We start from the raw sequence: 13,675 nt of genomic DNA, 5'->3' as shown, positions 1-13,675 counted from the left end.
CGTGCCCGACCACACAGCCGGCCACCGCGAACGCCACCGCGGCCGAGCCGTCCAGCGCCTGACGCCAGGTGATCGTCCATCGCCCCATCACAGGGAGGGCAGCCCCGGCCCGAGCGGCCGTCGTCAACCCCACGGTTGATCTCCCGGCCGGACCCGGAGACAGAACGGCCGTGCCGTGACCAGCCCTCGCGGCGGATCACGGCACGGCAGGCTCGGTCCGCTACTACAGGATGTCGCCCGGGGTGTACTTCGCGGCGGCCGGGTACGCGGCGGCCACGGCCTCGATCCGGCGGACGACCTCGGCGACCTGGGCGCCGGCCGCGCCGGTGAACGAGAGCCGGTCGGCGAGCAGCGCGTCCAGGCCGTCCCGGTCGAGCGGGATCCGCTCGTCGGCGGCGAGGCGGGCCAGCAGCTCGTTCTCGCGGACGCCCTCACGCATGGCCAGCGCCGAGCCGACCGCGTGCTCCTTGATCACCTCGTGCGCGGTCTCCCGCCCGACACCCGCCCGCACCGCGCCCATCAGGACCTTGGTGGTGGCCAGGAACGGCAGGTAGCGGTCCAGCTCGGCCTCGATCACGGCCGGGAAGGCGCCGAACTCGTCGAGCACGGTCAGGAAGGTCTCCAGCAGACCGTCGAAGGCGAAGAACGCGTCCGGCAGCGCGACCCGGCGCACCACCGAGCACGAGACGTCGCCCTCGTTCCACTGGTCGCCGCCCAGCTCGGCGGTCATCGAGGCGTAGCCGCGCAGGATCACGGCCAGCCCGTTGACGCGCTCGCAGGAGCGGGTGTTCATCTTGTGCGGCATCGCCGAGGAGCCGACCTGACCGGCCTTGAAGCCCTCGGTCACCAGCTCGTGACCGGCCATAAGACGGATGGTCTTGGCCAGGCTGGACGGCGCGGCGGAGAGCTGCACCAGGGCGGTGGTGACCTCGAAGTCCAGCGAGCGCGGGTAGACCTGGCCGACGCTGGTGAAGACGTTCTCGAAGCCGAGGTGACCGGCCACCCGCTGCTCGAGCTCGGCCAGCTTGTCGGCGTCGCCGCCGAGCAGGTCCAGCATGTCCTGGGCGGTGCCGACCGGACCCTTGATCCCGCGCAGCGGGTACCGGGCGATCAGCTCCTCCAGCCGGGTGAAGGCGACCAGCAGCTCGTCCGCCACGGTCGCGAACCGCTTGCCGAGCGTGGTGGCCTGGGCAGCGACGTTGTGCGAACGCCCGGCCATCACCAGCTCGGCGTACTGGGCGGAGAGCTTGCCGAGCCGGACCAGTACGGCCACCGTACGGTCCCGGACGTGCTCCAGGGACTGCCGGATCTGCAGCTGTTCAACGTTCTCGGTGAGGTCCCGGGAGGTCATGCCCTTGTGGATCTGCTCGTGACCGGCGAGCTCGCTGAACTCCTCGATCCGGGCCTTGACGTCGTGCCGGGTGACCCGCTCGCGGGCGGCGATCGAGCCGAGGTCGACCTGGTCGATCACCCGCTCGTAGTCGGCCACGGCATTGGCCGGCACCTCGATGCCGAGGTCCTGCTGTGCCTTCAGGACGGCGAGCCACAGGTGGCGCTCGAGGACCACCTTGTGCTCGGGGGACCACAGCTGGGCCAGGGTCGCCGAGGCGTACCGGGAGGCCAGGACATTGGGGATCTGGGGCTTCGCGCTCACGCTTCGCAAGCCTAACAGTCCAGGTCAGCCCTGACCGCAGCGGGCTCGGCCCCGACAGCGCCTACTCGGTGAGCAGCGGCAGGACCTGCCGGCAGAGGCCCTCCAGTGCGACCCGTTGCTCGGGGCTCAGCGAGCCGAACGCGCGGTGCGCCCTGGCCATGTCGTCCCGCACCTGGGCCAGCACCTGGCGGCCCGGATCGGTGATGGTGACGATCTTCACCCGCCGGTCGCCCGGCGCGGCCTCGCGGTGCGCCAGGCCGAGTCCTTCGAGGCGGTCGACGATGCCGGTGACGTTCGAGGCGTCGCAGCCGAGCCGACCGGCCAGCGCCCGCATCGGGACCGGCTCCAGTACGGCCTTCAGTGCCTTGGCCTGCGACGAGCTCAGCCCGTGCCGGGCGGCGGCGGCCGCGAAGTCCTGGAAGTAGGCGGCGCCGACTGCGGCGACGGCCTCCATCAGGTCGGCCGTGGAGGGAGCGGTGGGGGTGCCCATGGGGATCAGGGTACGCACAGTTGCTTCAGTTCCTCCAGTTTTCATCACGTCAAGGGTTCCGCTCAGAGCACCAGCTGCTCGAACAGCCGACGCAGCTCGGCCTCCGGGTCGGCGGTCAGCCCGGTGTGCACCGGCCCCGGCTGGACCACCGCGCTGCGGGGCGCGGTCAGCCAGCGGAACCGCTGCCCGGGGCTGTCCCCCGCCGCCGGACCGGCCTGGCCGCCGCCGGTGCAGACCGCCTCGATGCCGTACAGCGCGCGCCGTACCCCGGCCACGTCCGCCACCGGGTCCAGCGCCAGCAGCCTGGCCTGGTCCAGGTGCGTCCTGGCCGCCAGGTGGGCGCTCTGCCGGCAGTACAGCAGGACCCCGATGTTGACGCACTCCCCGCGCTCGACCCTGGGCACCGCCCGGATCACCGCGTACTCGTAGTCGTGCAGCCCGGCGCTCACGCCGCCACCTCCGGGAGCCAGTCGCGCCGTCCGGCCAGCCGGGCCGTCAGCTTCTCCAGGTACGCCGCCCGGACAGCCTCCGGGCCGTCGAAGCCCGGCTCGTCGGTCAACCACACCTCGGGGATCGCGGCCACTGCCTTCGCCAGCGCCGCACCCGCCAGCGGGGCCAGCTCCCGGTCGGCCGCCGCCAGGTCCGGTTCGGCGCGCAGCAGCGCGTGGTCGGCGGCGTCGTACGGCCTGCTCACCCAGTTCGCCGCGCCCGCCCAGTGGTGGTGGAAGATCAGGCTGGCGCCGTGGTCGATCAGCCGCAGGCCGCCGGTGGCGACCAGCAGGTTGGGGTTGCGCCAGGACCGGTCGACGTTGCCGATCAGCGCGTCGAACCAGAGCACCCGCCCGGCGAGTCCCGGGTCCACCTCGAAGCAGAGCGGGTCGAAGTTGAGCGCCCCGCTGACGAACGCCATCCCGAGGTTCACCCCGCCACTGGCCCGGATCTGCTCCTGGATCTGCACCTCGGGTTCGCTCCGCGCCAGCACCGGGTCCAGGTCGAGCAGGACCAGCTCGGGCACCGGCAGCCCGAGCCCCCGCCCCAGCTCCCCGGCCAGCACCTCCGCCACCAGCGCCTTCCGCCCCTGGGCCGCACCCGACCACTTGAGCACGTACAGCCGACGGTCGTCGGCCTCGACCAGGCCCGGCATCGAGCCGCCTTCTCTGAGTGGCGTCACGTACCGGACCGCCGTCACCTCTTGGAGCACCCGGCCACCCTAGCCCGCGCCGTCAGGTGGCAGACCGTCACACCCCGTGCAAGGGTTGCGGATAGTTGTCACCCGTGTTCGAAGGACGGCTCGACCCCAGCACAGGTAAGGGATGGACGATGGCACGACCTCGAATCCTGATCGTCGGCGGCGGTTTCGCCGGCCTGGAGTGCGCGCGCCGACTGGAGCGCAAGCTCGCCCCCTCCGAGGCGGAGATCACCCTGGTCACGCCGTTCAACTACCAGCTCTACCTACCGCTGCTGCCACACGTCGCCGCCGGCGTGCTCACCCCGCAGTCAGTGGCGATCTCGCTGCGCCGCACGCTCCGCCGCACCCACATCCTGCCGGGCGGCGCGATCGGCGTGGATCCCCGCTCCAAGGTCTGCGTGGTGCGCAAGATCACCGACGAGGTGGTCGCCGAGCGGTACGACCAACTGGTGCTCGCTCCCGGCAGCGTGACCCGGACCTTCGACATCCCGGGGCTCCCCGACTACGCGCGCGGCATGAAGACGCTGGCCGAGGCGACCTACGTACGCGACCACGTGATCGCCCAACTCGACCTGGCCTCCGCCACGTTGGACCAGCACGAGCGCGAGTCCCGGCTGCAGTTCGTGGTGGTCGGCGGCGGCTACGCGGGCACCGAGACGGCGGCCTGCCTGCAGCGGCTGACCACCGCCGCCAGCAAGCGCTACCCCCGGCTGGACCCGCGCCTGATCAAGTGGCACCTGATCGACATCGCGCCGAAGCTGATGCCCGAGCTGGGCGACAAGCTCGGCGTCACCGCGCTGCAGGTGCTCCGGGCCCGCGGGGTGGAGGTCTCGCTCGGGGTCTCGGTGGCCGAAGTGGGCGCCGAGACGGTCAAGTTCACCGACGGCCGGGTGCTGCCCAGCCGGACCCTCATCTGGACCGCCGGGGTGGCGGCCAGCCCGCTGATCGGCACCCTGGACGCGGAGACGGTGCGCGGCCGGGTGGCGGTGACGGCCGAGATGCGGATCCCGCAGTTCGAGAGCATCTACGCGCTCGGCGACGCGGCGGCCGTACCGGACCTGGCCAAGGGCGACGGCGCGGTCTGCCCGCCGACCGCCCAGCACTCCGCCCGGCAGGGCCGGGCGGTGGCCGACAACGTGGTGGCCGCGCTGCGGAACCAGCCGCTGGAGCCGTATTACCACAAGGACCTCGGCCTGGTGGTGGACCTCGGTGGCAAGGACGCCGTCTCCAAGCCGCTCGGCATCGAACTCAAGGGCATGCCCGCCCAGTTGGTGGCCCGCGGCTACCACCTGATGGCGATGCGCTCGAACGCCGCGAAGTTCCGGGTCGGCGCCAACTGGATGCTGAACGCCACCGCTGGTGACGACTTCGTCCGGACCGGCTTCCTGGCTCGGCAGCCCGCGCGGCTGCGCGACTTCGAGTACACCGACGCGTACCTCACCAGGGACCAGGTCCGCGAACACGCGCAGGCCCTGCTGGCCAAGGGGTGAGACCCACAGGCACGAAGAAGCGGCGCTCCCGACCGATCCCGGTCGGGAGCGCCGCTTCTTCGTGAACCGCCGTCACAACTCGTCGTAGTAACGGCGCTCCTCGACCACCGGGCTCTCCACGGCCCGGCCTCCCAGCAGCCTGCGCCGCCGGTAGATCCGGGCGTACACGACCAGGCCGAGCAGCCCGGCGATCATGAGGATCACACCGACCATGTCGATGTTGACGCCGGACACTTTCCAGTCCACGCCGAAGGTCAGGATCGCACCCAACGCGAACAGACCGATGCAGCCACCGATACCCATCGGCACACTCCCTCCGAGGCAGGGCTCCGCGCCTTGCCGGCACGGCACCACGGAGCCGTCTACCCCGTTCCGGCCCGCTCACCGGGCCGAGTGGTGGAAGCCTTTCTGGCGGTGCGTCACCTGGCGGTCAGGTACATCCCGGTGGCGTCCTGGCCGGCCGTGTTGCGGCAGGACTGGCCGCCGGTGGGCTTGGCCCAGAGCAGGGTCAGGCAGCGGCCGAGGGCGAGCTGGCCGTAGTAGTTGGGGTGCATGGACTCGCGGGTGTCGCCCTGGGAGGCGCTCAGACCGGCGTCCACGAAGCGGGCCCACTCGCTGGTGGTGGCGCCTGGGGCCGTGGTGGAGGTGGCCTGCCTGGTGGCCTTGGAGCAGACCTCGCGGCCCGCGAGCATGTCGCGCAGGTCGAGGAACTGCACGCCCTTGGCGGTGGCGACCTTGGCCAGCTCGTCGGAGATCTGCGGGACCAGCGAGCCCTTCGCCCAGTCGGCGTCACCGTCCCAGAACGGGCAGCCGCCGGTGTCGGCCCGGCTCCAGCCGCTCTCGGGGTAGCGCATGTCGGCGCCGCGCGGGATCGGCGAGGGGTAGGACTGCAGCACGATCCGGTACGAGGAGGACGCGTAGCCGGCCGCCGTCATCACCGCGCGGATCTCGTCGATCGACTTGCCCACCCCGGCCATCGCGGCCGGCATCCGGGCGTCCACCGCCTCCTGCTGGTCGTCGTGGCAGTACGAGTACCAGATCAGGTAGTCCTTGACGCAGGTCTGGATCACGTCGGCGAAGCCGAGGTCGTTGCCGCCGATCGACAGCGTGATCAGCTTGACGTCGTTGGCGGCCGCGACGGCGGCGAGCTGGTCGGCCTGCGGCAGTTCACCCTTGTAGGACTGGCCGCCGTTGCTCGCCCGGAAGACGTTGGCGGTGACGGCGCCCGAGCAGGCCAGGTTGATCTGGGTCTGGGTGATGCCGGTGGCCGTACGCGCCTCGGCGGAGTCCGAACGGTCGCACCCGTTCGCGTAGCTGGTGCCGTACACGCGGGCGGGGTCGTAGCCACTGCCCGTCCAGGCCCGGTCGGTGCCGGCCCGGCTCCCGGAGGTGACGAGACTGTTGCCCTTCCAGCGCCCGGCCTCGCCGGAGATGTAGCTGTCCCCCAGCGTGACACTGGCGGTGGGGCCGGTGGCGGCCTGGGCGGGGGTGGCGAGGGCCAGCAGCGGTGCGGTCAGGACGGCAGCGGCCAGCATGGTGGCGGCTCTTCTGGTGACACGGATGGCGCGGGTGACGCTTCGACAGCTTTCGAGCACGGCGAAACTCCTGCGAACGGCCTCCCGGGATGTGGGGTCGGGAGGCGCGGGTGAGGGTGGGCCGCCGGCCGGTGGCGCGATGAATGTGACATGCGCACCGTTGTTACCGCTAGGTATCCGACCAGAGTTTCTTCCACGGCTCGTCCCAGGTGACAGACCGACTACGCCCCGTACGTCAGTTCGCCCGCGCCGACCCCGCCGTCAGCTCAACCGCGAGCCTGCCCGGGCCGGGAGCAGCACCGCCGCCAGGTCCGCCGCCAGCGCCGGGGCCAGCTCGACCGGCAGGGTGGCCACCGTGAGCCGGACGGCGGGCGGCGACTGCACCCGGAACCGCGCCCCCGGTGCGGCCACCCACCCGCACTGGGCCAGCCCGGCGATCACGCCGCTCTCCTCGGGGACGGGCACCCAGACGTTCAGCCCGCTGGCGCCGTGCCCGGTGATGCCGTGAGCCGCCAGCGCGGCGAGCACGGCCTCCCGCCGGGCGCGGTAGGCGGCGGCCACCCGGGCGGTCGGCGCCGCATCGGTACGCCAGAGCTCGGCCACGGTGCGCTGGAGCAGCAGGCTGACCCAGCCACTGTCCAGCCGCTGGCGGCCCAGCACCCGGCCGATGGTGGTCTCGTCCCCGGTCACCACGGCGACCCGCAGATCGGGGCCGTACGCCTTCGCGGCCGAGCGGACCACCGCCCAGTGCGGGGTGTCGGCGGTGGCCAGTGCCTGGTAGGGCTGGTCCACGATGCCGTGGCCGTGGTCGTCCTCGATCACCAGCGTGCCGGGGTGCTGAGCCAGCACCCGGCGCAGCTCGGCCGCGCGGGCCGGGGTGAGCGCGGCGCCGGTCGGGTTCTGCGCCCGGACGGTGACCACCACGGCCCGGGCGCCTGCGGCCAGCGCGGCGGCCAGCGCCTCGGGCAGCGGGCCCTCGTCGTCCAGCCGGACGGGGACCGGGCGCAGCCCCAGCGCGGGCAGCTGGTCCAGCAGGCTGCCCCAGCCCGGGTCCTCCACCGCCACCGGATCGCCGGGCCGCAGGCCGGAGCCGAGCAGCCGTCCGATGGTGTCGAGCGCGCCGGAGCAGACCGCGAGCGCGCCGTGGGGGATGCCGTCGGCCAGGAAGCCGGCCCGTGCCAGGGCGAGCAGCCCGGGGTCGGCCACCGGGTGCCCGTACAGCACCGGGTGCGCGTCGCCCGCTGCGGCGGCGAGTGCCACGGCGGGGCCGAGCGCGGGCAGCAGGGCCGGGTCGGGGTTGCCGTCGGAGAGGTTCCTGGCGCCGGCCGGGACCGGCATCGGGAGCTGGTCGCGCGGGCTGGTGACCGGCCTGGGCAGCACCCGGCTGCCCTTGCGTCCGGCGGTCTCGATCACGCCCCGGTCGCGCAGCACCCGGTAGGCGGCGGCCACCGTGTTGGGGTTCACGCCGAGTTCGACGGCCAGGTCGCGCAGCGGGGGCAGCGCGGCTCCGGGCTCGAGCAGGCCGGAGCTGACGGCCTGTTCGATGTCGGCGGCGATCTCACTGGCACGCCGACCCTTGATCAGATACTCTCCTAGCACAAACACCAGTATGCACTAGTACATAGAGGTTGTCATGTCGGACACGGCTTCTTACACCCGGAACGAGCGCACCACCCCGACCCGCTACCGCGACCGGGCCACCTGGGAGCGGGATGCGATCCACGCCATCCTGGACGCGGCCTACGTCTGCCACCTCGGCTTCGTCGCGAACGGGACGCCGGTGGTGCTGCCCACCATCTTCGCCCGGGTCGGTGACCGCCTCTATGTGCACGGCTCCACCGGCAGCCGCCCGATGCGCGGCGCGGCGGACCAGGGCATGCCGGTCTGTGTCACCGTCACTCTGGTCGACGGCCTGGTGCTGACCAAATCCGCCTTCAACCACTCCGTCAACTTCCGTTCGGTGGTCGCCCAGGGCATTGCCCGGCAGGTCACCGACCCCGAGGAGCTGGCGGTGGCGCTGGACGCCCTGGTCGACCACTGCGTCCCCGGCCGCTCGGGCGAGGTGCGCCGGCCGAACGCCAAGGAGCTGGCCAAGACCGCCGTGGTCCGCCTGGTCCTGGACGAGGTCTCGGCCAAGACCCGGGCGGACGGCGCCGAGGACGACGAGGAGGACCTCGGTCTGCCGTACTGGGCCGGCGTGATCCCGGTCCGCACCGTTCACGGCACCCCGGAGCCGGACGCCTCCACCACCGTGCCCCTGCCCGCGCACCTGCACGACTACCGGAGCTGAGGAGCCGTCACGTGCCGATCCGATCCTGGGACCGCGGCAGCGAGGACGAGTGGCGCGCCTGGCTCGCCGACGGACGCGACTTCGGCCTGCTGGCCGCCAACGGCCCGGAAGGCCGGGGCCCGGTCCTCGTGCCGACCCACTTCCTGCTGGCCGGCGACGAGATCGTGCTCCACCTCGCCGCCCCCAACCCCTTCTGGGCGGCGATCCGCGCCGACCCCCGGGTCACCCTGGCGGTGACCGACGACTACGCCTTCGCCGCCGGGGCCTGGCGCGCGGAGCCGTACGTACCGACCAGCTACTACGCCTCGGTGCACTTCTCCTGCACCGCCGATGCGGTCGAGGACCCCGCCGGCAAGGCCGCCATCCTGAACCGCCAACTCGCCCACTTCGAGCCCGACTGGCCGGGCCGCACACCGGTGACGGCGGGCCAGGAGCCGTACGGCGGCCTGCTGTCCGGCATCACCGGGCTGCGGCTGGCCATCGACCGGGTGGACGCCAAGTTCAAGTACGACGACAAGAAGCCGGTCGGGCAGCAGGCGGGTTTCGCGGACCGGCTGGCCGAGCGCGGCACCGGGCGGGACGCGGAGGCCAGGGCGCAGCTGCTGCGGCGCAACGCCCGGCGGGCGGGCTGCCCGCTGGGCTGACCCGTGCCGCCGCGCGGGTGGCGGCCGGATACGACATTTCGTCAGATCAGCGATAGAACACGCTTTTCAAGCGGCCACCTGGTGGAATACGGGGACATACCCTGTCCAATCGGCCGCGCTGGTGGCCGTCGAACCTCAGGAGCTCGTCGTGTTCACCGGCTCTCCGGTCCAGCCCGCCGACCAGACCCATCTGGGTCACGTGGTCTTCATCTCGGCGGCCGCCGCAATGGGCGGCTTCCTGTTCGGCTACGACAGCGCCGTGATCAACGGCGCGGTGACGGGTATTCAGAACCACTTCGCGGTCGGCAACGGCGAGACCGCCTTCGTGGTGGCGGTCGCGCTGCTCGGCTCGGCGGTCGGCGCGGTGCTGGCCGGGCGGCTTGCCGACCACCTCGGCCGGGTCAGGACGATGCTGCTGGCCGCCACGCTGTTCGCGATCAGCGGCGTCGGCTCGATGTTCCCGCCCAGCATCGAGGTGCTGGGCTTCTGGCGGGTGGTCGGCGGCGTGGCGATCGGCATCGCCTCGGTGATCGCCCCGACGTACATCGCCGAGGTCGCCCCGACCGCCTACCGCGGCCGGCTGGCCTCCTTCCAGCAGCTGGCCATCGTGCTCGGCATCACCGTCTCCCAGCTCGCCAACTGGGCGCTGAACGAGGCGGCCGGCGGCACCTCCAACGGCCACCTCGGCGGTGTCCAGGCCTGGCAGTGGATGCTCGGCGTGGAGGCCGTCCCGGCCCTCGTGTACGGCATCATGGCGCTGGCCATCCCCGAGTCGCCGCGCTTCCTGATCGCCAACCGGCGGGACGAGGAGGCACGCAAGGTGCTGCTGGAGGTCGAGGGCGACGGGATCGACCTGGACGCCCGGGTGGCCGAGATTCGCGCCGTGCTGGACACCTCGCACAAGCCGCGCCTCAAGGACCTGCTGGGCGGCCGCTTCGGCCTGCTGCCGATCGTCTGGATCGGCATCGGCGCCTCGGCCTTCCAGCAGTTCGTCGGCATCAACGTGATCTTCTACTACTCCTCCTTCCTCTGGCAGTCGGTCGGCATCGACGAGTCCAACTCGCTGCTGATCAGCCTCTCCACCTCGATCGTCAACGTGGTCGGCACCGTGATCGCGATCGCGCTGGTCGACCGGATCGGCCGCAAGCCGCTGGCGCTGGCCGGCTCGGTCGGCATGGCCGCCGCGCTCTCCACCGCCGCCTGGGCGTTCTCGTTCCGGCACGGCACCGGTGACACCGCCACCCTGGACGACACCCACGCCACCGTCGCGCTGGTCGCGGCGCACGTCTTCGTCCTCTGCTTCGCCTTCTCCTGGGGCGTGGTGGTCTGGGTGCTGCTCGGCGAGATGTTCCCGAACAAGATCCGCGCGCTCGCCCTGTCGGTGGCCGCCTCGGCCCAGTGGATCGCCAACTGGGCGATCACCGTCAGCTTCCCGACCCTCTCCGACTGGAACCTCTCGGCCACCTACGTCGTCTACGCCGCCTTCGCGCTGCTCTCCATCCCCTTCGTGGCGTACTGCATCAAGGAGACCAAGGGCCGGGCGCTGGAGGAGATGGGCTGACCGGTCGTCACCGGACCGGCGGGATCGGGACAGCGCGCCCGGTTCTGTCCTGATAATCGGATGACACCGTCCGCCGGTCCGGCGATAGTCGCCGGATGAAGAGCACCCGTTTCCCCTGGGCCGGCCGCAACTACCGGGTCCAGACCGCTGCCACGGTGATCAGCGGCATCGGCACCTCGGGTGCGCCGATCGCCACAGCGTTCGCCGTGCTCGCGCTCGGCGGCACGGTCACCGAGGTCGGGTACGTGACGGCCGCCAGGATCGTCCCGATGGTGTTGCTGCTCCTGCTCGGCGGCGCGCTGGCCGACCGGCTCCCCCGGCACCACGTGATGGTCGCCGCCAACCTGTTCAGCGCGCTCTCCCAGGCGGTGCTGGCCGCCCTGGTGCTGACCGGCCAGGCCGGCCTCTGGCACCTGCTGCTGCTCTCGGCGGCCGGCGGTGTCGGCTTCGCGTTCTACGCCCCGGCCGCCGAGGGCATGATCATGGAGTCGGTGGCCAAGGAGCACTCCGCCCGGGCCTTCGCGATCTTCCGGATGGCGCTGAACGGCGCCCAGATCGGCGGCGCGGCACTCGGCGGCGCGCTGGTCGCGGCGGTCGGCCCGGGCTGGGTGCTGGCGATCGACGCCGGCACCTTCTTCTGCGCCGCCGCCCTGCGGCTGCTGCTCGACCTGGACGCCCCGGTCCGCCAAGCGGACGGCGGGGGCCTGCTGGCCGATCTCCGCGAGGGCTGGCGGGAGTTCGCCGGCCGCCGCTGGCTCTGGGCGGTGGTGCTCCAGTTCAGCGTGGTGATGGCGGCGCTCGGCGCGGTGGAGTCGGTGTACGGCCCGGTGGTCGCCAACCAGCGGCTCGGTGGCGCGGACGCCTGGGGCCTGGCGCTGGCCGCCTTCGGCCTGGGGCTGCTGGCGACCGGACCGCTGATGGTCCGTTGGCAGCCGGACCGGATCCTCCTGGTCGGCAACGTCGGGGTCTTCCTCTTCGCCCTGCCGGCCGCCGCGCTCGCCGCCGGGGCCGCACTGCCGGTGCTCGCGCTCGCGATGTTCCTCAGCGGCGCGGGCATCACCGTCTTCGGCGTGAACTGGATGGTCGCGCTCCAGCAGGAGATCCCGCCCGAGCTGTTCTCCCGGGTCGCCGCCTACGACCACTTCGGCTCGATCGGGCTGATGCCGCTCGGCACCGCTGCGGCGGGCCCGGTCGCCCTGGCCCTCGGCATGGAGGGCGCACTCTGGACCTGTGCGGCGCTCGTCGTCCTGCTCGCGCTGGTGGTGCTGGCCGAACCCCAGGTCCGCCGCCTCCGCCGGGCCGCTCCCGACGTTGTACCGGAACGGGTGACCGTCATTTCCGGGTGACAGCAGGCAACCGTCCCCCGGATTCGCTCGTCCGACCATGTGACAACGGTGCCATCTTGGGGGGAGCCAAGTGCCAAAGCCGCTGCTGTTCCTGGACGTCGACGGAGTCCTCAACCCGGTCTGTCCGCACCCCGACGCGGGCTTCGACTCGCACACCCTGCTCGGCTACGCCGTGCTGCTCTCGGCCCGGCACGCCGCCTGGCTGCGCGAGCTGGCCGGCACGTACGAGCTCTGCTGGGCCACCACCTGGGAGGACCACGCCAACATCCACATCGCCCCGGCCCTCGGCCTGCCCCGGCTGCCGGTGGTCCGGTTCTCCGGGTACGTGCCGAGGCCGGACGACCCCAAGGTGCCGGTGCTCGACCTGATCGCCGCGCACAAGTGGGCCCCGCTGCTCCGGTACGCCGACGGCCGCCCGTTCGCCTGGGTGGACGACGTGATCCCGGGCAGCCTGCTGCGCCGCTCACTGCTGCGCCGGGACCGGCTGCTGCTGCCGGTGGACCCCGGGCAGGGCCTGCAGCGCCACCACGTCGACCTGCTGCTGCGACGGCCGCCCGGCACCGGACGGCTCGGGCAGGACTGCGCCTGACGTGGTCTCAGCCGGTCGGCAGCCAGCTCACGTGCCCCGCCAGCAGCGCGTACCCGACGAAGGCCACCGTGTCGATCAGCGCGTGCGCCACCACCAGCGGCATCACCCGGCCCCACCGGCGGTACAGCAGGCAGAACACCACGCCCATCGCCATGTTGCCGACCAGCCCGCCGATGCCCTGGTACAGGTGGTACGAACCGCGCAGCACCGAGCTGGCGACCACGGTCGCGGGCCAGCCCCAGCCCAGCTGCCCGAGCCGCCGGAGCAGGAACCCGAGCACGATCACCTCCTCGGCGATCGAGTTCTCCCAGGCCGAGCAGACCAGCACCGGCACCCGCCACCAGACGTCCGGCAGTCCGGACGGGGCGACGGTCAGATTGACCCCGGCCGCCTGCGCGGACAGGTAGAGCAGCAGGCCGGTGCCGCCGATCGCGGCCGCCACCGCCGTGCCCCGGCCCAGGTCCCGCCACCGCTGCCGGAGGTCGAAGCCGAGCACCCGCAGCGAGGCGCCCTCGCGCACCAGCAGGTAGCCGACCAGGGCGACCGGCATCAGGCCGCGCGCGATGTAGTACAGCTGCCAGGCCAGGTCCAGCCACGGGCGCCCGGGCGCGCGCGACGCGTTCAGGGTGGCGACCTGCTTGGCCAGCTGCGCGGGCTCGGTGAGCGAGCCCAGGAAGCTGATCAGCGCGCCTAGGCCGCTCATCCCGAACGAGAGCCCGAGCACCACCAGCAGCTCGATCCCGAGCAGTCGGCGCGAGGTTCCGGCGGTCCCGGGCGGGGTCGAAACGGTGGTCACCTGGACTCCCACGAGGATGATCGGCCCGGCGGGCCGCCGGGCCGATCATCCTCGCACACCCGCCTGAGAGCCGGTCGGCGAAGACCGGCAG

14 protein-coding genes are annotated in these 13,675 nt (G+C 72.5%); 6 read left to right on the top strand and 8 right to left on the bottom strand.

Features of this window, described 5'->3' with window-relative positions:
• Positions 1–223 precede the first annotated feature (223 nt).
• The 4 genes from purB to ACKUU6_RS28015 all read right to left on the bottom strand — a co-directional run bounded on the left by purB (position 224) and on the right by ACKUU6_RS28015 (position 3,345).
• Positions 224–1,654, bottom strand: coding sequence for an adenylosuccinate lyase (purB, locus tag ACKUU6_RS28030; RefSeq protein ID WP_407991354.1), 1,431 nt, complete (start codon positions 1,652–1,654; stop codon positions 224–226).
• Between the two features lie 61 nt (positions 1,655–1,715).
• Entirely contained in the window at positions 1,716–2,144 is a 429-nt protein-coding gene (locus ACKUU6_RS28025; protein WP_407991353.1) for a MarR family winged helix-turn-helix transcriptional regulator, read from the bottom strand.
• 62 nt (positions 2,145–2,206) lie between these two features.
• Complete coding sequence (locus tag ACKUU6_RS28020; RefSeq protein ID WP_407991352.1) at positions 2,207–2,593, bottom strand: DUF3037 domain-containing protein; 387 nt, start codon at positions 2,591–2,593, stop codon at positions 2,207–2,209.
• The gene (locus ACKUU6_RS28015; protein WP_407991351.1) at positions 2,590–3,345 is read right to left on the bottom strand and encodes a HipA family kinase; all 756 of its coding nucleotides are present in this window, start codon (positions 3,343–3,345) and stop codon (positions 2,590–2,592) included. Before ACKUU6_RS28015 ends, ACKUU6_RS28020 begins: the two co-directional genes overlap by 4 nt.
• Positions 3,346–3,464: 119 nt before the next feature.
• Between ACKUU6_RS28015 and ACKUU6_RS28010 the strand changes: the two genes are divergently transcribed.
• Positions 3,465–4,823, top strand: coding sequence for an NAD(P)/FAD-dependent oxidoreductase (locus ACKUU6_RS28010; protein WP_407991350.1), 1,359 nt, complete (start codon positions 3,465–3,467; stop codon positions 4,821–4,823).
• A 72-nt stretch (positions 4,824–4,895) separates the two neighbouring features.
• Here ACKUU6_RS28010 and ACKUU6_RS28005 read toward each other — a convergent pair whose 3' ends face one another.
• The 3 genes from ACKUU6_RS28005 to ACKUU6_RS27995 form a co-directional block, all read right to left on the bottom strand.
• Positions 4,896–5,126, bottom strand: coding sequence for a DUF6458 family protein (locus ACKUU6_RS28005; protein ID WP_407991349.1), 231 nt, complete (start codon positions 5,124–5,126; stop codon positions 4,896–4,898).
• Positions 5,127–5,242: 116 nt separating this feature from the next.
• On the bottom strand, positions 5,243–6,418 hold the full coding sequence (locus ACKUU6_RS28000) for a GDSL-type esterase/lipase family protein (protein WP_407991348.1): 1,176 nt from the start codon (positions 6,416–6,418) through the stop codon (positions 5,243–5,245).
• Positions 6,419–6,619: 201 nt separating this feature from the next.
• Positions 6,620–7,957, bottom strand: a complete 1,338-nt coding sequence (locus tag ACKUU6_RS27995) for an aminotransferase class I/II-fold pyridoxal phosphate-dependent enzyme (protein ID WP_407991347.1) — start codon at positions 7,955–7,957, stop codon at positions 6,620–6,622.
• 34 nt (positions 7,958–7,991) lie between these two features.
• Here ACKUU6_RS27995 and ACKUU6_RS27990 point away from each other — a divergent pair, with 34 nt between their 5' ends.
• The 5 genes from ACKUU6_RS27990 to ACKUU6_RS27970 all read left to right on the top strand — a co-directional run bounded on the left by ACKUU6_RS27990 (position 7,992) and on the right by ACKUU6_RS27970 (position 12,788).
• Positions 7,992–8,648: a pyridoxamine 5'-phosphate oxidase family protein gene (locus ACKUU6_RS27990; RefSeq protein WP_407991346.1), complete on the top strand. Its 657-nt coding sequence runs from the start codon at positions 7,992–7,994 to the stop codon at positions 8,646–8,648.
• Positions 8,649–8,659: 11 nt separating this feature from the next.
• Positions 8,660–9,292, top strand: coding sequence for an FMN-binding negative transcriptional regulator (locus ACKUU6_RS27985; protein WP_407991345.1), 633 nt, complete (start codon positions 8,660–8,662; stop codon positions 9,290–9,292).
• 148 nt (positions 9,293–9,440) lie between these two features.
• The gene (locus ACKUU6_RS27980; RefSeq protein ID WP_407991344.1) at positions 9,441–10,853 is read left to right on the top strand and encodes a sugar porter family MFS transporter; all 1,413 of its coding nucleotides are present in this window, start codon (positions 9,441–9,443) and stop codon (positions 10,851–10,853) included.
• A 95-nt stretch (positions 10,854–10,948) separates the two neighbouring features.
• Entirely contained in the window at positions 10,949–12,199 is a 1,251-nt protein-coding gene (locus tag ACKUU6_RS27975; RefSeq protein WP_407991343.1) for an MFS transporter, read from the top strand.
• A gap of 70 nt (positions 12,200–12,269) precedes the next feature.
• Positions 12,270–12,788: an HAD domain-containing protein gene (locus ACKUU6_RS27970; RefSeq protein ID WP_407991342.1), complete on the top strand. Its 519-nt coding sequence runs from the start codon at positions 12,270–12,272 to the stop codon at positions 12,786–12,788.
• 7 nt (positions 12,789–12,795) lie between these two features.
• Here ACKUU6_RS27970 and ACKUU6_RS27965 read toward each other — a convergent pair whose 3' ends face one another.
• On the bottom strand, positions 12,796–13,584 hold the full coding sequence (locus tag ACKUU6_RS27965; RefSeq protein ID WP_407991341.1) for a CPBP family intramembrane glutamic endopeptidase: 789 nt from the start codon (positions 13,582–13,584) through the stop codon (positions 12,796–12,798).
• Between the last annotated feature and the right edge of the window lie 91 nt (positions 13,585–13,675).

Origin of the sequence: Kitasatospora sp. CMC57 (assembly GCF_045866025.2) — a bacterium.
GTDB lineage: Bacteria > Actinomycetota > Actinomycetes > Streptomycetales > Streptomycetaceae > Kitasatospora.
This window is presented reverse-complemented; position numbering and strand designations above follow the sequence as displayed.